The 20,094-nt window shown below is 43.0% G+C and carries 19 protein-coding genes and 3 pseudogenes; 12 read left to right on the top strand and 10 right to left on the bottom strand.

What is annotated here, in order from left to right:
- The first annotated feature begins 333 nt into the window (after window positions 1-333).
- The gene (locus tag ACQY1Y_RS00165) at window positions 334-1,272 is read left to right on the top strand and encodes a WD40 repeat domain-containing protein (protein ID WP_271935805.1); all 939 of its coding nucleotides are present in this window, start codon (window positions 334-336) and stop codon (window positions 1,270-1,272) included.
- A gap of 382 nt (window positions 1,273-1,654) precedes the next feature.
- Here ACQY1Y_RS00165 and ACQY1Y_RS00160 read toward each other — a convergent pair whose 3' ends face one another.
- Window positions 1,655-2,995, bottom strand: a complete 1,341-nt coding sequence (locus tag ACQY1Y_RS00160; protein ID WP_430013718.1) for an AAA-like domain-containing protein — start codon at window positions 2,993-2,995, stop codon at window positions 1,655-1,657.
- 144 nt (window positions 2,996-3,139) lie between these two features.
- On the opposite strand from ACQY1Y_RS00160, the gene ACQY1Y_RS00155 reads away from it, so the two are divergent.
- On the top strand, window positions 3,140-3,304 hold the full coding sequence (locus ACQY1Y_RS00155; protein ID WP_193977023.1) for a hypothetical protein: 165 nt from the start codon (window positions 3,140-3,142) through the stop codon (window positions 3,302-3,304).
- A 71-nt stretch (window positions 3,305-3,375) separates the two neighbouring features.
- On the opposite strand, the gene ACQY1Y_RS00150 is transcribed toward ACQY1Y_RS00155, so the two are convergent.
- Entirely contained in the window at window positions 3,376-3,918 is a 543-nt protein-coding gene (locus ACQY1Y_RS00150) for a peroxiredoxin (RefSeq protein WP_002738531.1), read from the bottom strand.
- A gap of 372 nt (window positions 3,919-4,290) precedes the next feature.
- On the opposite strand from ACQY1Y_RS00150, the gene aroA reads away from it, so the two are divergent.
- Both aroA and ACQY1Y_RS00140 read left to right on the top strand, forming a co-directional pair.
- A complete protein-coding gene (gene aroA / locus ACQY1Y_RS00145; protein ID WP_430013717.1) occupies window positions 4,291-5,631 on the top strand; it encodes a 3-phosphoshikimate 1-carboxyvinyltransferase in 1,341 nt (446 codons plus the stop codon).
- 195 nt (window positions 5,632-5,826) lie between these two features.
- On the top strand, window positions 5,827-7,542 hold the full coding sequence (locus ACQY1Y_RS00140) for an ABC transporter ATP-binding protein (protein WP_430013716.1): 1,716 nt from the start codon (window positions 5,827-5,829) through the stop codon (window positions 7,540-7,542).
- 8 nt (window positions 7,543-7,550) lie between these two features.
- Here ACQY1Y_RS00140 and purF read toward each other — a convergent pair whose 3' ends face one another.
- Both purF and purL read right to left on the bottom strand, forming a co-directional pair.
- A complete protein-coding gene (gene purF / locus ACQY1Y_RS00135; RefSeq protein WP_430013715.1) occupies window positions 7,551-9,014 on the bottom strand; it encodes an amidophosphoribosyltransferase in 1,464 nt (487 codons plus the stop codon).
- A gap of 137 nt (window positions 9,015-9,151) precedes the next feature.
- Entirely contained in the window at window positions 9,152-11,422 is a 2,271-nt protein-coding gene (purL, locus tag ACQY1Y_RS00130) for a phosphoribosylformylglycinamidine synthase subunit PurL (RefSeq protein ID WP_430013714.1), read from the bottom strand.
- Window positions 11,423-11,570: 148 nt separating this feature from the next.
- Between purL and ACQY1Y_RS00125 the strand changes: the two genes are divergently transcribed.
- Window positions 11,571-12,062 (top strand): DUF29 domain-containing protein, encoded by a 492-nt coding sequence (locus ACQY1Y_RS00125; RefSeq protein ID WP_002750720.1) that lies wholly within the window; start codon window positions 11,571-11,573, stop codon window positions 12,060-12,062.
- A gap of 17 nt (window positions 12,063-12,079) precedes the next feature.
- A pseudogene (locus tag ACQY1Y_RS00120) lies at window positions 12,080-12,169 on the top strand (type II toxin-antitoxin system HicB family antitoxin); the annotation flags it as partial.
- Window positions 12,170-12,202: 33 nt separating this feature from the next.
- Here the strand turns inward: ACQY1Y_RS00120 and ACQY1Y_RS00115 are convergent.
- Window positions 12,203-12,439: pseudogene (locus ACQY1Y_RS00115) on the bottom strand (formylglycine-generating enzyme family protein); the annotation flags it as partial.
- Between the two features lie 30 nt (window positions 12,440-12,469).
- On the opposite strand from ACQY1Y_RS00115, the gene ACQY1Y_RS00110 reads away from it, so the two are divergent.
- Complete coding sequence (locus tag ACQY1Y_RS00110) at window positions 12,470-13,861, top strand: MlaD family protein (protein WP_002750715.1); 1,392 nt, start codon at window positions 12,470-12,472, stop codon at window positions 13,859-13,861.
- A gap of 27 nt (window positions 13,862-13,888) precedes the next feature.
- Here ACQY1Y_RS00110 and ACQY1Y_RS00105 read toward each other — a convergent pair whose 3' ends face one another.
- The 5 genes from ACQY1Y_RS00105 to ACQY1Y_RS00085 form a co-directional block, all read right to left on the bottom strand.
- Window positions 13,889-14,248, bottom strand: coding sequence for a DUF5615 family PIN-like protein (locus ACQY1Y_RS00105; protein WP_430013713.1), 360 nt, complete (start codon window positions 14,246-14,248; stop codon window positions 13,889-13,891).
- The gene (locus tag ACQY1Y_RS00100; protein WP_002750711.1) at window positions 14,245-14,577 is read right to left on the bottom strand and encodes a DUF433 domain-containing protein; all 333 of its coding nucleotides are present in this window, start codon (window positions 14,575-14,577) and stop codon (window positions 14,245-14,247) included. The genes ACQY1Y_RS00105 and ACQY1Y_RS00100 overlap by 4 nt, the downstream gene beginning before the upstream one ends.
- A 146-nt stretch (window positions 14,578-14,723) precedes the next feature.
- Complete coding sequence (locus ACQY1Y_RS00095) at window positions 14,724-15,200, bottom strand: choice-of-anchor C family protein (RefSeq protein WP_430014714.1); 477 nt, start codon at window positions 15,198-15,200, stop codon at window positions 14,724-14,726.
- A 222-nt stretch (window positions 15,201-15,422) separates the two neighbouring features.
- A complete protein-coding gene (locus tag ACQY1Y_RS00090; RefSeq protein WP_420065461.1) occupies window positions 15,423-16,280 on the bottom strand; it encodes an IS5-like element ISMae4 family transposase in 858 nt (285 codons plus the stop codon).
- A gap of 108 nt (window positions 16,281-16,388) precedes the next feature.
- On the bottom strand, window positions 16,389-16,550 hold the full coding sequence (locus tag ACQY1Y_RS00085) for a hypothetical protein (RefSeq protein WP_430013712.1): 162 nt from the start codon (window positions 16,548-16,550) through the stop codon (window positions 16,389-16,391).
- Window positions 16,551-16,816: 266 nt separating this feature from the next.
- On the opposite strand from ACQY1Y_RS00085, the gene ACQY1Y_RS00080 reads away from it, so the two are divergent.
- The 5 genes and pseudogenes from ACQY1Y_RS00080 to ACQY1Y_RS00060 all read left to right on the top strand — a co-directional run bounded on the left by ACQY1Y_RS00080 (window position 16,817) and on the right by ACQY1Y_RS00060 (window position 19,999).
- The gene (locus tag ACQY1Y_RS00080; RefSeq protein WP_430013711.1) at window positions 16,817-17,248 is read left to right on the top strand and encodes a DUF29 family protein; all 432 of its coding nucleotides are present in this window, start codon (window positions 16,817-16,819) and stop codon (window positions 17,246-17,248) included.
- 7 nt (window positions 17,249-17,255) lie between these two features.
- Window positions 17,256-17,498 (top strand): annotated as a pseudogene (locus tag ACQY1Y_RS00075) (DUF5678 domain-containing protein).
- A 36-nt stretch (window positions 17,499-17,534) separates the two neighbouring features.
- Window positions 17,535-18,548, top strand: a complete 1,014-nt coding sequence (locus ACQY1Y_RS00070) for a WD40 repeat domain-containing protein (protein ID WP_430013710.1) — start codon at window positions 17,535-17,537, stop codon at window positions 18,546-18,548.
- Between the two features lie 46 nt (window positions 18,549-18,594).
- Complete coding sequence (locus tag ACQY1Y_RS00065; protein WP_287231685.1) at window positions 18,595-19,167, top strand: Uma2 family endonuclease; 573 nt, start codon at window positions 18,595-18,597, stop codon at window positions 19,165-19,167.
- 16 nt (window positions 19,168-19,183) lie between these two features.
- Entirely contained in the window at window positions 19,184-19,999 is an 816-nt protein-coding gene (locus ACQY1Y_RS00060; RefSeq protein ID WP_430013709.1) for an Rpn family recombination-promoting nuclease/putative transposase, read from the top strand.
- Window positions 20,000-20,094: the final 95 nt, after the last annotated feature.

The raw sequence follows: 20,094 nt of genomic DNA, 5'->3' as shown, positions 1-20,094 counted from the left end.
GATTAAAATCGGCAATAAACTCCACCCTAATAGTTAATCTTACCCTATAGCACCCCTAAATAGCAGCCTTTTTGGGCTAGGTTACGGTCAATACTTAATTTATCGGGCAATTTTTTCGATTATTGTCCCACCCTACGACTAGGATTGTCAACGGGTACTTATCAGCTATGAATCTCCTTGACGAAAAACACTGTAATTAGTTATAATCAGGGAACAATAGCTTACCCGTACTTGTGGTGAGCGGAAAAAGTTATCTCAGGGATGAAGTAGTCCCCTACAGAACCACTAACATCGGGTAATGCCGAAAAATCTTGATTAACTAATGTTTTCACTATGTTTAATCGTTTAGTATCTTTTAAATCCCTAGAAGGCCATGAAGGTGAGGTTAAATGTCTAACTTTTTCCCAAGATGGTAAATTTTTAGCTAGTGGAGATAACGAGTTAACTGTTATTGTTTGGGATTGGCAAAAAAATCAAAAATTTAGTTTACAAGGACATGAAAAAGCTGGTTGGTGGGATAAGGGAGTTAACTCTGTTGCTTTTAGTCCCTGTCAAGGATTTTTGGTCAGTGGAGGAGATGATCAAACCCTAAGAATTTGGTCACTGGAAACTAAAAAATTAATCTCTACCTTAACAGGACACCAAGACAAAGTTACAGCAGTAGCTGTTCATCCCGATGGGGAAATTATTGCTAGTGGTAGTGAAGATAAAACGGTGAAAATATGGTCAGTAAAAACTGGAGAAATTCTAGCCACTTTACAAGGTCATAGCGATAAAGTCCTAACAGTTAAATTTAGTCAAAATGGTCAACTTTTAGCCAGTGGTGGCGGCGAAAATGACAAAACGGTAATTATTTGGAATCTGGGAGAAAAGAGCAGTATTACCTTAAAAGGTCATTCCGATTGGTTTGGAGGTATTTTATCGGTAGATTTCGGCAGTAATAACAAATTTTTAGCCAGTGGCAGCAAAGACAAAACTATTAAAATCTGGGATATTAAAAGAGGTACAGAGGTAAAAACTCTCAGCGAACATAGTGATCATATCAATTCAGTTAGTGTTAGTCCTAATAATCAACTATTAGCCAGTGGTGGTGATGATAAAAGCTTAAAATTATGGGATTTAAAAGCAGGAAAAGCGATTATTTCTATTCCCCATCCCCAGAAAATCTATTCCGTTTGTTTTAGTCCCGATGGTAATTATATCGCCACGGCCTGCCAAGATAAAATCGTGAGAGTTTATGGCACTTCCGAACTACAATCTTTAGCAAGTTGAGCAATCTTTGAGCGGGTGCATCTCATTTTTGTAAATCTACTAAGTTGGAATTTTTAAAGGGAAACTATCTGCCAAAATTGATCGTTACTTCCGATTTTATTACTCAATCCAAGCTTTTGGGGGGTTCTACCCCCCAAACCCCCCGTCGGGGGACGAAGCGCCTCCCCCGAACCCCCTGCGCATGAGCTTTTCGGTGGGATGCTTACACGCGGCTGCTGATATATTTGTAATAATTTAAGAGTCACTGATAATTGCTGATTGTCGATATTTCTGCAAATGTGATACTAAATCCGGTTATTAAAAACTGATTATTTATTCCCCTTTGCATGAGTGCCTGTCCTGATATGTAGCCTGTACTCAACGGATTTAGTATAATTATCTACTAGAGATCGCTGCTGGTCTGTTCCTCTCGGAAGTAAAGCTGATATAATTGACAGCTAGGCTGGGCTAGATCGCCTTTTAACTGAATTAAACCCATACTTTCCAGTTTATAGGCAGTAATCGGTTCTAATCGCACTCCCTTATCGGAAGAATTAACCACTTCCCCCATCGCTGTCAATAATTCCGGCTGTTTTTGCAGATTATCCCAGTGATGACGCAAGTGTGCCGCATAAATTCCCCCTTGGGTAGCAGCATTAGGGAGAATATTTTTTTCCCCACGCACCTGCGCTTCCAGGGCCAAACGGCTAAGATAGGGATGACCAGCAACTAGAGCGATTAAATCCCCGATAAAACGCTGATTATCTTCATTTTTAGGCAATCCGTAGCTACTAGCCAAGTTTTCCAGTTGTTCGAGGCTAAAACCGGGTAATTTAATCGCACGGCCGACATTAAAGGGAGATTGATTAGCGTCCAATTGAATATAGATTTCCGTGGAATTAGCAATCGCTAACCGCAAATTCTGCCAGATTTCTAAATTATTAGCTTCTTCGTGCCAACAGCGCAAAAGCGGCAGAAAATCCCTAGCGATGTCGGGATACTCGAAAATTCTGTCTAAATTATCTAGGGCCAAAAAGAGCGGCCCGTTAATCTGTTCCAAAAGATAGGACTGAAAATAGGTTTGACAACTGATTAAACTGCCAAATAGTTCCTCATCCCAATATTCATCTAATTGCGGCTTTAAACCCAATTCTCGGCTGACATTTGCCGAAAACCAGCGACAAAATCGGTCTAAACTGGCAAACATCGCCTTTTCTGCCACTTGACAATTAATATAAACTGTGCTATGTCCCCAACTATCTGCCTGAGCGAGCAGATGTTTAAGGAGAGAAGTTTTACCAGTCTTTTCAGGGGATTTAATGCGAATGAGTGACCCCGGACGATTAATTTCTTGATAACAGTCGCTTTCGACGGGAGGGCGGCTAATATAAGTATCTATAACTGATTTTTCTGCTAGTATCGGGACGGGTTGATTTCTCCATTCAGGATATTTGATATCTTTGAACCATTCTCGGAGGATTTGGAACTTACCCGGCCCTTTACTACCTAATTCGAGTTCGGGACAGCCATTATCTTTATCTGCCGAGAAATAGCTATAGATTTTAGTCATTTGTTTTTTATAGGTTTCATGGCTGGCAGCCTCAGCCATTTCCCAAATTTCCTCATCCGGTTTGCGCCAATTTTCATAGGCAAAACGAACCAAAAAAATTTCCTTTAATTTGCCTTGAACACCGTATTCTCTGGCTAGATGTTTGAGAAACTCGTCCCATCCCTGTGGTTTCATCCCGTTCTACTTTATTCTACTCAAATTCCCTTTTTTTCCATGTTAACCCCTTTTTCCCTCTTGGCAATGGGACTGACATCCGAGCGGGAAAACCCTATGCTAAAAATAGGTCAATTACCTGATGGTGTCTAAGGGAGTAAAACCATGAAAATCTCGTTAACCTTTTTTGTTGTGGCCTCCTTGCTGTTAGGTTCAATTCCTCACACTTTAGCGGTTAATAGTCAAGATAACCATTTTGACCCTTCCTCTTGGCCGCTAATTTTACAAAACCGTGACTGTAAGGGTGATAAGGACGATAATTGCAATTAGTCCTGATTATCTCGGTTAAGGTTGTTAGTCTATATCCCGCACCGATAAAAAAATCGTGGTCGGGATTTTTTTTATGAACTCGCCTGTAATTCCTCTAAACGCGCTAAAACTTCGGCACTGTGAATGGCAGGATTTACCCCTAAATAAATCTCTTTTAAAATCCCCTGCGGATCGATAAGATAGGTATGACGCAGGGAAACATAACCCATCCAAGAACCATAGGCTTTACTAACATCTCCGGTAGTATCTGCCAGTAAGGGAAATTTTAAACCCTCCGAGTCACAAAATTCCGCATGAGAATCGACATCATCGGCACTTACCCCTAAAACTTGCGTATTTTTAGCCATATATTTCGGCAAATCCTGCTGAAAACGCCGCGCTTCTAGGGTACAGCCGGGGGTAAAATCCTTGGGATAAAAATACAAAACTACCCACTTACCCCGATAATCCGATAGGGAAATATTCCCTTCTCCCGTGTTAGTCGGTAGGCTAAAATCGGGTGCCGGTTGATTTAAAGGGGGTTGGGGGCCACCTAAAGCGTTAGCATCGGGAATAAGGGCAAAAAATGCCAGAATTACTACGCTTAAAAAACTCAACAGTTGACGACGAGACATAATCAGTTATCAGTTATCAGTTATCAGTTATCAGTTATCAGTTATAGTCATTTCAACTAAGATTGAGAATATCAATGCCAGAGTTCATAAGGGTTTAACTGGTCTATAGCGGTTATCGCATCTGTGTGGCACACTTAAACCTTTGCTGATTAAGCTGTTCAGGATCGGGAATGTACCTCTTGTGAATCAGAAACGCTATAGATTGTATCAGACTTATCTGAAATGATTATAGCAGTCATTTTAGTAAAAAATCGTAGGGTTAGGGGACAAGAGGTTATGCTTCTAGCTTAATATTCTTTACATAACTTGACAAGGAAAGGGCGAGGTAAAGAGGGAAAATAGATCGAGCTTGTCTTCATCTGCCTAACGATCATGTCTATTGTCACCCTTAACCCCCTTCAATCCCATCAAGATTTAGTCATCGATCCAGCCAAAATCACGGGATTACGCGGAAAAATCACTATCCCCGGCGATAAATCCATATCCCATCGTTCCCTGATGTTAGGAGCGATCGCCGAAGGAGAAACCGTTATTCATGGGTTATTATTGGGCGAAGATCCCCGCAGTACCGCTAGTTGTTTTCGTGCCATGGGTGTGGAAATTTCCCAACTCAACAGCGAGAAAGTGATCGTCAAAGGTAGGGGTTTAGGCAATCTTGAGGAACCCTTAGAAATCCTTGACGCGGGCAATTCTGGCACGACGATCCGCTTAATGTTAGGATTATTGGCCGGTCATCAGGACCGTTTTTTTGTCGTTACCGGTGATGCTTCCCTGCGATCGCGTCCCATGTCCCGGGTGGTGAAACCCCTCAAAGAAATGGGGGCGCAAATTTGGGGCAGAAAAGCCAATTCTTTGGCTCCTTTAGCCGTTTCTGGGGAATGTCTGCAACCGATCCACTACTATTCTCCCGTTGCTTCTGCACAGGTAAAATCCTGTCTTCTCCTCGCTGGACTGTTAACGGAGGGGAAAACCACAATCACGGAACCCGCTTTATCTCGTGATCACAGTGAACGGATGCTGCGCGCTTTTGGGGCAAATATTGAGGTGGATGGGGAGACTAATAGCGTCACGGTGACGGGTTATCCCACTTTAACTGGACAAACGGTGATTGTACCGGGGGATATCAGTTCGGCGGCCTTTTGGTTGGTAGCGGGGGCAATAGTGCCTAATTCCGAGTTATTAATCGAAAATGTGGGAATAAACCCGACTAGAACTGGAATTTTACAGGTTTTACAGGCAATGGGGGCAGATATCACCCTCGAAAATCAACGGGTGGTGACGGGGGAACCGGTGGCGGATCTGCGGGTGAAATCCAGTCAACTACAGGCAACCACGATCGCCGGTGAGATTATACCCCGTCTGATCGATGAAATTCCGATTTTGGCAGTAGCGGCGGTTTTTGCCCAAGGAACGACAATTATCAAGGATGCTGAGGAATTACGGGTGAAAGAAAGCGATCGCCTGACGGTGATGGCCACCCAACTCGATCGCCTAGGGGCAAAAGTAACGGAATTACCCGATGGTTTAGAGATTACCGGCGGTACAGGCCTATTCGGCACGGAAGTGGACAGTTTTACCGATCATCGCATTGCCATGAGTCTAGCGATCGCTGCCCTCAATTCCCGTCAACCCACCACTATCCATCGCGCTGAAGCGGCCGGCATTTCCTACCCCGATTTTGTAAGCACTTTAAAGCAAATTTGTCAAGAGTAGAAATATTAAGTTTTTATGCGAACGGGCGAGGAGTAACTGGTAAAATTGCGGGATAAATCACAGAGTAGTAGGCCGCCTGTGTGATAATCAAGTTCATCGATCGAAATAGCGGAAAATAGAAGCGTCCCTCATTCAAATTTCCCTGAAAAATATCTCCCTATCTACTCCACTCCCGTCTTCTATTCCCCACCGATAATGGAAATCATCGCCCAATTAGAGAAAGTTTCCTATATTTATCCCGAATCCTCCAATCTAGTGCTTAAAAATATCTCTTTAGCAATTCATCGAGGCGAATTTTTAGGTATTATCGGGCCCACAGGTGCAGGAAAAACTACTCTCTGTTTAACTCTTAACGGTATTGTCCCCCAATTTTACGGAGGGCGTTTTTTTGGTTATGCAACAGTAGCCGGTTTAGACACTTTAACCCATCCCGTTAGCACCCTGGCCCGCTATGTGGGGGCAGTATTTGAAGATCCCGAAACGCAACTTTTAGCCACTTCGATAGAAAATGAAATCGCTTTTACCCTAGAAAATTTACGGCTACCGCGAGAGGAAATTAAAGCGCGCATTCCCAAAGTTTTAGCGGCAGTCCGGTTAGAGGGAATGGAAAAAAAATCGCCGGGGGAATTATCAGGAGGACAAAAACAACGATTAGCGATCGCCGCTGCCCTCGCAGTTCAGCCCGCTTTGTTAATTCTCGATGAACCCACCTCCCAACTGGATCCGGTAGGCTCCCAGGAAGTTTTCGCCACCATTAAGGAATTAAATCGCCATCTCGGTGTCACCATTGTGATGGTCTCCCACGCAGCCGAGGAAATGGCCGAATATGCCGATCGCCTGGTACTATTAAGGGAGGGTGCGATCGAAGCCATGGGAACCCCAGCAGAGATCTACTCCCAAGTACAGCGTTTACAGGAAAATGCTCTGCGTCCCCCGCAAGTGGCCACTACTTTTGCTTTGATCGATCAAAAAATCGGGGCGATAAATTCTATTCCTGTCACCCTAGACCGCAGTTTTGCCCGTTTAAACGAGCTTAAATCCTTTTATCATCTTGTCACCCCAAACCCTCCCTTATCGTCGGTTTCTGACCCCTTAAACCCCATACTGAGGGTAAAAAATCTCTGCCATACCTACCCCGATGGTACTACCGCTTTGCGGGATGTGTCCCTCGATATTGCTGAAGGGGAATATCTGCTGATTATCGGTCAAAATGGCGCGGGAAAAAGCACTTTAGTCAAGCATTTTCTCAATCTTCTCTCGGCGACCACCGGTCAAGTTATGATTGATGGACGTTCAATCAATAGCTTTTCTGTCAGTGATTTAGCTCGTTCGATCGGTTATGTAGCCCAAAATCCCGATAATCAGATTTTTAACACCACTGTCGAGAAAGAAGTATCATTTGCCCTGACTAATCTCGGTTATCCTCCAGAAATCGTCACCCAACGCACGGAAGCAAGTCTAGAAGCCATGGGATTGCTAGAATATCGCTCCTATCATCCTCTCTCCTTACCAAAAGGCGATCGAGCGCGGGTAGTGATTGCGGCAATTTTAGCCATGGAACCGCGTATAGTGGTCTTTGATGAACCCACCACCGGCCAAGATTACCAAGGGGCTAAGGCAATTTTAGAGGTGAGCCGTCAATTACACCAGATGGGCAAAACGGTTATTGTGATTACCCATCACCTCTATTTAATGCCAGAATACGCCGAAAGAGTAATTATCATGGGTCAAGGAACTATCCTTTTAGATGCCCCAATCCGGCAAGCTTATCATCAAACCGATCTCTTGGCCAAAACCTATCTAACTCCACCCCAAGCAGTTTTATTAGCACAAAAATTAGGACAACTTTCCGGTTATCCCAATTCTCTTTTAACTCCCCAGGAAATTGCCGATTGTTTTCAGAGGATTTAGCCGTGAGGCTATTTAACTGTTTCTAAGATCAACTTCGATCGCTTAACATTATCAGGTACAGGAATCGGATAATCGCCATTAAAACAAGCAGTACAGAAGGTTTTCGGATCTTCCTTCGTTGCTGTTAACATTCCATCGTGACTGAGATAAGCTAAACTATCCACCCCGATTTGTGCCTGAATTTGGGCCACCGATTTAGTTGCCGCAATTAATTGCTCTTGGTTGTCCGTATCAATGCCATAAAAACAGGGATGAGTCACCGGAGGAGAAGATATTCTCATGTGAACTTCTCTTGCTCCGGCATCGCGTAAAGCTTTAACTAATTTCCGGCTAGTGGTTCCCCGCACGATCGAATCATCAACAATAATAACTCTTTTTCCCTGTAAAACATCCTTTAAAGGATTCAATTTCATCTTAATTCCCGACTCTCTCATGTGTTGGGTTGGTTGAATAAAAGTCCGTCCCACATAACGATTTTTAATCAATCCTTCCGCGTAGGGAATATCAGAAATGCGCGAAAATCCGATCGCAGCCGGAATACCCGAATCGGGAACTCCCATCACCATATCTGCTTCTACCGGCGACTCTTTGGCTAATTGTTCCCCCAAACGTACCCGATAAGTATATAAAGATTCCTCGTGAACAATGCTATCGGGACGAGCAAAATAAATCATCTCGAAAACGCATAATTTTTTCTCCGGTTTAATGGCCCAATCCACCGAAGATAAGCCATCTTCACTAATCCAAACTAATTCCCCCGGCTGCACATCCCGCAGATAATCGGCCCCGATAATATCTAATCCGCAGGTTTCCGAAGCTAAAACATAACGGGAGGGATTGCCTTCTTCTTGCAAAACCCCAATTACTAAGGGTCTGACACCATTGGGATCCCGCGCCCCGATAATTCCCGTCGGTGTGCCGATAACAAGGCTGTAAGCCCCGCTACAATAACTAAAGGCATCGATCGCCGCTTGTATCCAATCCTTGCCACTATCCACTTCCTGACCGATAGCGACGGCGATCATTTCCGAGTCGGTGGTGGTGACGAGATCACAACCGCGCTGTTCTAATACATTTCTTAACTCAAAAGTATTGACTAAATTGCCATTATGTGCTAAGGAAAGTTTACCCAAACGGCTTTCGATCACGGCAGGTTGGGCATTGGCCCGACGGCTAGAACCGGTGGTAGAGTAACGAGTATGACCAACGGCGTGAGTACCCGGCAAGGTTTTAAGGACAGTTTCGTTAAAAACTTGGGAAACTAAGCCCATTTCCTTGTAACAATGCACCGTTTTCCCGTCGTAGGTGGCAATACCTGCCGATTCCTGTCCTCGGTGTTGCAGGGCATAGAGTCCGAAATAGGTCAGTTTTGCTACTTCTTCCTCGGGGGCATAGAGTCCAAAAACTCCACAGGCTTCTTCAGGCTTATCGACACTGGCAAAAGATACAGATGAGTCGGGATGGCTAGACATGGGAGGGTTGGGGCTGCAGAATACTTTGGTAACAAAATCTTAACCGATCTTAATCTTCTTTTAACGATTTATTTATCAGCTATCAGCCTTTATTTACCGATATAATCGGCCATCTTATCTAGCTGACGGCCTCAAGATTACAGCCTTCTTTCGATCGCTTTTGACCAAACTTGCTGTATAGTTTCTAGACTAACATCGATCGCTGGTTGTTTATCCCGGTCAAAAATCCGAAGATTCTCGTTTTTTTCGCTAACTTTGCCGGTTATTTGCCAATAGTCTCCTAATTGTGTCTTTAGGTATTCTTCCCAATCTTGCTGATTTTCGGAGGAAACGGAGACGATAATGCAACTAGCTAATTCCCCGAATAACACCGCGTCAAAACGGCCTTGATGCTGCCAAGAAAGGTCAATTTCCGCCCCTAACTGCCCACTAATACAGCATTCTGCCAGAGCAGTGGCTAAACCTCCCTCGGCGCAATCGTGGGCAGATTTCAGCCAACCGGCGCGAATTCCCCAACGACAGGCCGCTTGTACCTTTCTTTCTAACTCAAAATCAATTACCGGCGGTTTTCCCGTCACCAAACCGTGAATAACGGCTAAATATTCGGAAGCGCCGATAGTTGGCAAGGAGAAACCCAAAAGATAGATTAAATCCCCCGCTTTTTGCCAACCTTGGCCGCAAATTTGCCCGATATCCGGCACTAATCCCACCATCCCAATCACGGGAGTCGGATAAATAGACTGGGGGCTGCCAGCTGCATCAACGGTTTCGTTGTACAAAGAGACATTACCCCCAGTCACCGGTGTATTCATTTCCCGACAAGCTTCGGCAATACCCTGACAAGCAGTGGCTAATTGCCAATAACCGATTGAATTCTCTGGACTTCCGAAATTGAGATTATCCGTGACAGCAATGGGGTCGGCACCAACACAACTAAGGTTTCTGGCCGCTTCCGCCACGGCCAACTTAGCTCCGTTATAGGGATCAAGATAAACATATCGCGGATTACAATCTGTAGTCGCCGCTACACCTCGCCGAGAATTTGCGGGATTAGCACCCAGAGGACGCACGCGAATCACGGCCGCATCAGCCCCCCCGGGGAGAATAACGGTGTTATTCTGGACTTGATGGTCATATTGACGATAAACCCAGCGTTTTGAGGCAATCGAGGGACTATCCAGCAGTTTTAATAAAATCTCGTTATAGGATTCGGGAATAGGAATCGTGCTATCTTGCCATAATTGAGCTTTTTGGGCGTATTCCGGCGGTTCTGTTAGTAATTCCCGATGATAAATCGGAGTATTATCCGCTAGGGCCGTGGCCGGAATTTCGGCGGCAATTTCCCCTTTAAATAATATACGGACGATCGGTTCTGCAATTACCTGGCCAGCGACCACAGCCTGAAGTCCCCAACGATGGAAAATCTCGATTAATTCGCCTTCTCGTCCCGATGCTGCCACAAATAACATTCTTTCTTGGGATTCCGATAGCAGATATTCGTAGGGGACCATCCCAGTTTCCCGGACGGGGATTTTATCGAGGTCTAATTCAATTCCCACCCCTCCCTTGGCCGCCATCTCGGAGGTAGAACAGGTGATCCCAGCAGCCCCCATATCCTGGGCCGCCACCACCGCACCGGTCTTAAATGCCTCTAAACAAGCTTCTATCAGGGATTTTTCCAGAAAAGGGTCGCCCACTTGCACCGCAGGCCGGTCATCCATCGATTTATCGGTTAATTCGGCACTGGCAAAACTCGCCCCTCCCATACCGTCGCGGCCGGTGGTAGAACCAACGTATAAAACTGGGTTTCCCAGACCTTTTGCCCCGGATTTAACGATTTCCTCGGTTTCCATTAGCCCTAAAGCCATGGCATTAACTAGGGGATTGCCATTGTAGGCATTATCAAAGTATATCTCACCGCCCACCGTGGGAACGCCGACACTATTGCCATAATGACTTATTCCTTCCACCACTCCGGCAAAAATGCGACGATTGCGGGCATCTTGCAAGTTACCAAAACGGAGGGAGTTGAGGATAGCAATAGGACGGGCCCCCATGGTAAAAATATCCCGCAGGATGCCTCCGACTCCGGTAGCGGCACCTTGGAACGGTTCCACCGCAGAAGGATGATTATGGGACTCGATTTTAAAGGCTAATCGCAATCCATCGCCTAAATCCACTACTCCGGCATTTTCCCCCGGTCCGACGAGAATTTTTTCGCCGATGGTGGGGAATTGTTTGAGCAGCGGCCGGGAGTTTTTATAACAGCAGTGTTCCGACCACATCACGCCAAACATTCCTAATTCGGCTTTGTTGGGGTGTCTTCCCAGTCTTTTGACTATTTCTTCGTATTCTTCGGGTTTGATGCCTTCTGAGGCAATTTCTGCGGCAGTGAAGGGGGTAGTCATGGGAAAATGCGATCGAGGGACAAGATTTATTGTATAACGTCTGATGAGATCGAGTTATACTGCTTAGTGAAAGACAAAAAAGTTAAAAAGGTTTGCGCTAGTAAAGTTAAGCTAAAGACATAGTTTTATGATCAGTGGGAACGAAACTATGGCAGTAGAAACAGCTTTATCAATGAAAGCCTTATACGATCAGGATTTTGTTCTCTGGGCTTCAAAAACCGCCGAACTTTTAAAGCTAAAAAAGTTTGATGAGGTGGACTGGGAAAATCTGATCGAGGAAGTGGAGTGCATGGGGAAAAGTGACAGACGGGCTGTAGAAAGTTTATTAACCCAGCTTATCGAACACCTGTTTAAGTTAGCTTATCACAGATCGGAACGGGAGCGAGAACGCAACGTCTGTCACTGGGTAGGAGAAATTGCCAGTTTCCGAACTCAACTAGGAGAGTGGCTAGAAACCACTACTCTCAGTAACCATGCGCGGGATTATTTTCAAAAAGCCTACTCGAACGCTCGAAAAACCCTAATACAAGCGAAAACCGTCACTGGCGATGCGATTCCTGTCGAGCCTCCTTTCTCCCTCGAACAGGTATTAGATGGGGAGTGGTTCCCGATTGATATCGATCATTACTTCGACGTATAAGAACAAAAAAGTTAAAGATGAATATTAAAGTTATTGTTTGGCAAGAGGATGATTTATGGTGTGCCACCGTTCCAGCTTTCCCCAGTTGTCATACTTGGGGAAAAAGTATATAAGAAAATCTATCCAACTGCTAAACTAGAGGCATCTTTTTCGCTGACACTGGGGGAAAGTTCCCCGTCAATGGTCACTACGCGATCGATCAAGCCTTGAAACTGTCCAATAATTGGTTTTAGGTATTGTTCTAGATTAATGGCTACTTTGGCCATTTTGATCGCTTCTTGTTCCAGATTATCTAACTCCAGCTGCAGCTGATACACTTGTTTATAACCGTTCAACTCACCGATCATTTTCGAGAAAACCTGTTTTTGTGTATCCTGATACTGTGTAGAGATGAGGAGTAATTATTTATGGAAGCTGGCGGTTCACAACGAGGGATTTCCCCAACTCTGCGGCAAAGTGGTATCGGTTTAATGTTACTGACATCGGGGGGAATACTAATCTGGTTTGTCACCTGGTTAAGTAATTTTAGCTTCGGGGGACGCAGTTATCGAGCCAGCTTCCTTTTTCCTAATGTGGGTGGCATGATGGTGGGAACCCGCGTCGGTTATCGGGGAGTGAGAATCGGGCAAGTGACGGCAATTACCCCAGAACCGGAGGGAGTCGCCGTAGAAGTGGAGATTTCGCCAGCAGATCGCCTAATTCCCAGTAATTCCCTCATCGAAGCCATTCAATCCGGTTTAGTCGGTGAAACCACGATCGATATTACTCCCCTGCAAGCTTTACCCGTCGGTGGTGTCAAAGAACCCCCTTTGAGTCCTAACTGCAATGGGGAAGTGATTATCTGTAACGGTTCCCGTTTACAAGGGCAATCGGCGCTAAATGTCAATACCTTGATCAGATCTTTACTGAGAATTTCTAATCTAGTTAGCGATCCCGATATGGTGGCCGGATTTCGTTCTTTTACCCAACGCGCTGCCAATGCCTTGGGGGGACTCGATCGCTTTAGTGGTGAGGCAACCACCGCTTTAAGCGAGGTACGTCGCAGCGGTACTCTAGGTAAACTTAATTCGGGTATGAGATCCCTAGAATCTTTACCGCAAGTATCCGGTTCCCTCGATCGCCTTTCTAGTGATCTTTCCGGTGTCGGGGGATTGAGTCAGGAAGCGACTACTTTACTGAGAAGTTTACAGGGAAGTGGCGGCCTGAGAAATTTAGACGCTACCCTAGTAGAGGCCCGAAAAACGCTGCTTTTGGTGGGAGAAACTACCGAAGAACTGCGGGTTTTTTTGGCAGCTAATCAAAATCGTTTAATTGCCACTCTCGATAGTATCAAAACTACCAGCGATCGCCTACAAACTACTCTCGCTGCTTTGGATCCGATTCTGACACAAGTGCAGAAAAGCCAAATTATCGACAATTTAAACACTATTTCGGCAAATGCTGTTAAATTAAGCGAAAATTTGGGTAACTTTACTGCTTATCTCTCCGATCCTGCCACTGTTGTCACCCTACAGCAACTCCTCGACTCCTCTCGTGCCGCTTTTGCCAATCTTCAGAAAATCACCTCGGATGTGGATGAAATTACTGGTAATCCGCAACTGCGACAGGAAATTATCCGCTTAATTCAGGGTTTAAGTCGTTTGGTTTCTTCTAGCGAACAACTACAGCAGGAATTCGCCCAAGGTCAAGCAATGACAAGAATGGCCGCCCAAATTGCGACAATAGCTCCAAATCCTGCCGCTAATACCCCGGAAAAAGACCCTAAGAAACCCAGAAAAAGCCCCGAAATAAATGATTAAATGTGTTTGAAAAATCACCTTAGTTCCTCATAAAGGAATCCAATCTAAGCGATCAATCCATTCTTCAGCTTCTGTTAATTCCCAGATTAAAATCATTGATTCAGCCCATTGACTAATTGTACCGCTAGGGCGTAACCAAATAATTCCCCAAGTGTGACCTCCCGTGTTCCAATGATCTTTTAAATGATTGGGCATGGTACTTCTATTGTCAGTGATTAACAGTCTCTGGGATAATTCTAAATATTGCAATAAATTAGGATCAAGTGTCCCTAAAAGAGGTGCATCCGCATCACCAACTCGCAAAATATCTATAGTAGAATTGATACGTTGAACCGCTATTTTTAGCTTAGGAGATAAATTTTCATCCAGCAAAAACCGAATTCTCATGCTTTTTGTAAATACTCCTGCTCCTTTTTAATTTTTGCTTTTCTTAAACGATCAATTAAAGGAGATGATGTTTCTAGCCACTGTTGATAATGTTGTTCCCGTTGTCTTTCTAGCTTGACAAGATAGAGATCGATTTGTGCTTGATTGTGATAATAATAGGTCAAAGTGGCATAAATTTTTTCTAAATTTAGAGTTGGTAATTCTTGGAGAATTTCTTGAGGACTATAACCTTGTCGATAGTATTTCAGTACGTCCTCAATGCCAATACGATGTCCTTTTAATTGAATATTATCTACTGCTACAAATTCAAAATAATCTTCTAACTGCATAGGTTGTTACCTCCTAAAACATCAATACTATCCTAGCATATTATTAAAAATGTGCCGCAAAATTCAAATTATTCACCGATTTTAAGCCTATCTGAATATTCAATTTAACCCACCTAGTTTAGATGGGTTAAAAAGATAAAAATAGATTAAGATTGACGTTTTAAAGCAGAACTAATTCCTAATACTCCTAAACTCAATAATCCTAGCACTGATGAAGGTTCGGGAATAGAAGTAGGAGGAGGGGAAAGAGCTATCACTGAGACATTATCCAACGCAGGACCATAAGGTGTATCGACTAAATTTAGAAAACTAAGGGTAGTTGTTGTTCCAGTGGCAGTAAAACCCCAAGATTTTGATACCCATCCCATGTTTGAACGGCTTTTTTCTGTTATGTCGAAAGAAAAGTCAGCAGAATTTCCTCCTGCACTCACTCTCATCTCTTTAATAGTAGGACTGTAGTCTGTATTACCCGCCAGATCAAAAGTCACCCGATAAGTCTCACCGACAGTTGTGTTAAAGGTTTGCTGAATTCCACCGGCATTCGCTCCAGATAGGTCCAGATTTCTACTACCCTCAGAAGCTTGCCAATAAGTTCCTATATAATCAATAGAACTCTTGCAAATTAATTATATGTTATAATGATGGGTTAACTAATTTTCCCCAAAAAATTAGTTAATCAGTACATTCGTCCTGAATGAAAACTTGAAGTTTAACTTTTAACTCAAAACTCTTTAGAGCTGCTTTAATTTGGTTATCAAAACCTCTTTATTTAAGCGGCACAAACTATCTCAATTATAAAAATTGAGAATAAATTCTCCTTGACTTGATTAATCTTTAGGCAACTTTTAAGAAGCTGCTATACCTATCCCTAACTCACAGTTATAAATAGCCGCCAACAAGTTAACTCTTAAACTATATCTTCGACGACGATTCCGATATTTACAGGATAAGATTTTAAAGATTTTGAGTTTCCTATTTATATGTTCAATGATAATCCTTTCTTTGGCTAAAGCCTTGTTATACTCTTTTTCTAACTCTGTTAATTTTCTATTTTTCGATTTCTTTTTCGGTGTATAACTATTACTATGGTATGCAGCTATTCCCTGATAACCACTGTCTTCTATGCTGGTAGTTAAAGGATGAAAACGAACTCGACTTTTTTTAAATAAACTAAAATCATGACCTCTACCTTTCCCACAAAAGACACAGATAATTTCCTCGGTATTTTGATCAGCTACTAATTGGGATTTTAAAGTATGATAACCTCTTTTACCCGAAAAAAAATCTTTCTGTTTCTTTTGGGGGCGTTCAATGGGAGTTTCCGTCACATCCATTACCGTTACGACCGGTATCTCTGCTTGATTGAGTAAAGCTTTTTTTCCTTTTAAACGGAAGTTTCCCGATTGTAAAAGCATTTTTTCCGTCTTATTTACAATCCGACATATAGTTGATTCTGATAGTTCCCAGCTTGTACCAATGTGAAAATATGTTCTATATTCTCGCCAATATTCTAACGTTACTAAAACTTGTTCTTCTATAGATAGTTTAGGTTTCGGTCCCCTTTTAGATGGTGAATTAGAGTCGGCTTCAACACTTTTTACTGATTCTACCATCTTTCTATATGTTTGTTTGTACACACCGAAACGGCGTTTGAATTGTTCATCTGATAAGTTTTGATAATCCATAATTTTGCTAATAAACATAGCAAAATTATAGATGATTTCCTGACCTAAGATCACATTTTATTCTTTTTTCCACTTCAATCTAAGAATTGAGAAAAAAGCAAAACCTTATATTATACCATAAAAAAATTATGCAAGAGGTCTAATTGTTCCTTGGCTGACCGTCCATCCTGTAATTGCTGTGGAACCAGCATCAAGTCTTATAAAATCACCAGGGTTAGGGTTGACGGTAGCCGTCTCAAAACTGCCATTTTGAATCAAATTTGCTGCTTGTACAGGGGTGACTATCAAAGCACTCACCGCCAAGACAGAGGAAGCAATTGAGAGTTTTAATAAGCTATGCTTACCTCCCCCGGCAAATCAATCAGTTTTGCTAATTTTTGAGTCATAATTAAAAACTCCATTTTTAGATAAACAACCATGGCATAGCACAGAAAAGCTTAAAATAAATGAAAAAATGATTAACTTTTTGCTCAAGATGGCCTTAAATGAGCTTTGGGATAGAGAGACTTGTGGCAAGATATAATTAAGGTATATTTGGGGGAAGAAATTGGATTATGGAAGAACTTTTAGAATTAAAAGCTTTGCTCTTAAAAGGTGATATTAAAGGTTCACTGGCGATTGTAGAAGACCTTGAAGATATGAGCAAAAATGGGATTATTAGCACCATTCGTGGTTATGCTGTTATCTTATTACTTCATTTAATTAAACAACAGGCAGAAAACCGAACCACTCGTTCTTGGGATGTCTCCATTCGCAATAGTGTTAGAGAAATTCAACGCCAAAATAAACGCCGAAAAGCAGCAGGATATTATTTAAGTGATGAAGAATTAACAGACACTTTAAACGATGCTTATCTTAATGCTTTGGATGCCGCTTCTTTAGAAGTCGAATCAGCTTGTTATCAATCGGAGCAAATAGAAGCTTTAATTGACAAAAATAAACTGATTAGTGATGCTTTTCTTCTCATAAAAACCGTCTCTCCTTAGAAAGATTATGACAGACTCAATCTCTCAAGAACAAGCCCAAGAAATGTTACGTTGGTTAAACAAAAATTGTGAAACCGTGCTTGATTTGTATAAAAATCAATACATTGCCTATAATGAAAAAGTGGTCATTGCTCACGGTGAAAATTTACAGAATGTTCTGGAATAAGCCAACACAACCAATCAAGAATTTGTCATTTATCTTGTTCCTCGTTGTCGTTATTCTATTCAAATTCTACCCGTTCAAGTTTAAAGTAGTTTAAGATGATTTTGACAACGGCAAAATTCTATGAAAATAACCCTTTATCAACCGACGTTATCGTTATTATTGCTGCTGTTGCTATCCGGTGGTTGTGCAGTCAATCAGGAAAAAGGGAAAACCATCACTCCGCAAGCGTCTCCCCTAGCAGAAATCGTTCCTTGGCAGATGGTCGAACGGGTTACTATTTTAAAAGCCGATCAGGATCCCATCTATGCTTTGGCTATTAGTCCCGATAACTCCAGGCTGCTGAGTGGTAGTTTTGACGGCACTGTCAGGGAATGGGACCTAAAAACCCAAAAACCTCTCAGGACTTGGCAACTAGGTGATACCGTTAACGCTATCCAATTTAGTCCCGATGGTAAGACTTTCGTAACTGCCGATGCGGGGGGAAAAGTGCAACGCTGGAATACGCGCACGGGAAAATTAGAAATGACCTATCCCGGCCATGCTTTTCTCGTTACCGATGCCGCTATTTCTCCCGATGGCAAAATTTTGGCCACGGGTAGCTGGGATCGTACAGTTAAACTCTGGGATTTTCAGACGGGTACACTGTTAAAAACCCTGCGCGGCCATAATCATCCGATTCAGTCGATCGCATTTAGTCCCGATGGTAAAGGAATTGTGAGCGCCGATTACGATGGTTTCGTTAAACTGTGGAAAGTGAGTACCGGTCGCTTTATTCGTGCCTATGCGGGTAATTTATTCCCCGTTTATCGGGTGCTTTTTTCCAAGGATGGTAATACCGCCGGTACTGCTAGTCAAGACGGTTCGATCCGCGGTTGGCAAGTGAAAAGCGGCATCGGCACCACTACTATTCTCGCCCATAACGACGCTGTTACCGATATGGCCCTGCTCGATGGGGGCAAAGTTTTGGCCAGCACTTCCGGGGATGGAACCGTCAAATTTTGGGATGTTAATACCCGTCGGCACTTGAATACTCTCAAGGGAAACGTCATCTTAAGAATGGTTGCCAGTCAAGATGGTCGTTGGTTAGTCACTGGAGATCGGGACGGTGCGATCGCAATCTGGCGGGGAATCTAATTGACTATAATTAAGACTAGAGTGTTTTCTAGGGTGAAATATAGCTATGGCAGCAGTGATTTTAAACTTAGATACAGTCAATCTCACCGATGAGCAGTTTTACCGTCTCTGTCAAGTTAACCCAGATTGGCAATTGGAAAGAAACGTTCAAGGAGAATTAATTGTGATGCCACCTGTTGGGGGAATTAGCGGCAACCGAGAGGCCGATTTTATTAGTTTACTTTGGTTGTGGAATCATCAAACCCAATTGGGTAAAGTCTTTAGTTCGGCGACGATTTTTCGTTTGCCGAAAGGCGGATATCGCGCTCCTGATGCCGCTTGGGTGAGTTTAACTCGTTGGCAAGCTCTAAGTCGAGAAGAACAGGAGAAATTTCCGCCTATTTGTCCTGATTTCGTCATTGAACTGCGCTCCCGTAGCGATTCCCTCCCAGAAATTCAAGCGAAAATGCAGGAATATCTCCACAGTGGTTTGCGATTAGGTTGGCTAGTTAATCCTCAACAACAACAAGTGGAAATTTATCGTCCTCAGCAACCCGTAGAAATTATGGAACTACCCGCTAATTTCAGCGGAGAGGATGTCTTACCAGGCTTTAGTCTATTTATCTCTATTTTTGAGTAAAATATAGTCAAGACTGATGTATGATTCTACTTGTAAATTTATCGCCCTGGAATATTCGAGAGATTTAGCCACTTGGTTATTAGGTAAACCTTTGGATTTAACCGAAATTAAACCCTCAGAGTTATCATTAGAGCCGATAAGAGCCGATAGTTTAATCTTTTTGGAGTCAGAAGAACTAATCTTACATATTGAGTTCCAAACCGACCCTAAAGAGGATATTCCCTATAGAATGCTCGATTATGCCACAAGACTCTATCGACGCTATCAAGGCAAACCTATCTATCAGGTAGTGATTTATCTAAGGAAAAGTACCTTACCCCTAGTCAGACAGAATGACTATCAACAGGGAAAAACTTATCATCAATTTGAGGTGATTAGACTATGGGAACAACCCTATCAACCCTTATTGCAAGCACCGGGACTATTGCCCTTTGCTATACTAGCTCAAGCTGAGGAGCAAGAGAATTTACTGCGGCAAATCGCCCAAAAAATCGAACAAATCAGCGACAGTCGAGAACAAAGCAATCTGGCTGCCTCCACAGCAATTCTCGCCGGATTAGTATTAAACAAAGACATCATTCAACAATTGTTGAGGAAGGACATTATGAAAGAATCTGTCATCTATCAGGAAATCAAAGGGGAAGGAAGACAAGAAGAAGCCATCAATTTGCTTCTACGTCAATTAAATCGGCGTATAGGTGGCATTTCTGCCGAATTATCCGCCAATATCCAAAGTCTTTCTCTAGAAAATTTAGAAAACTTAGGAGAAGCTTTATTAGATTTTCAGTCAGTAGAGGACTTAGAACAATGGCTAGAAAATGAGCATTTTTAACTAATTTAATGCGGTTATTTTTCTTCTATTAATTCCCTCTATGGCTCTTCTCGACTTTGTGTGATAATTTTTGCTTATGGAATCGTGAAATGCTT

The organism is Microcystis ichthyoblabe FBCC-A1114, from assembly GCF_050500245.1.
Lineage (GTDB): Bacteria > Cyanobacteriota > Cyanobacteriia > Cyanobacteriales > Microcystaceae > Microcystis > Microcystis ichthyoblabe_A.
The sequence above is the reverse complement of the archived record's forward strand: the minus strand, read 5'-3'. Positions and strand labels throughout refer to the sequence as shown.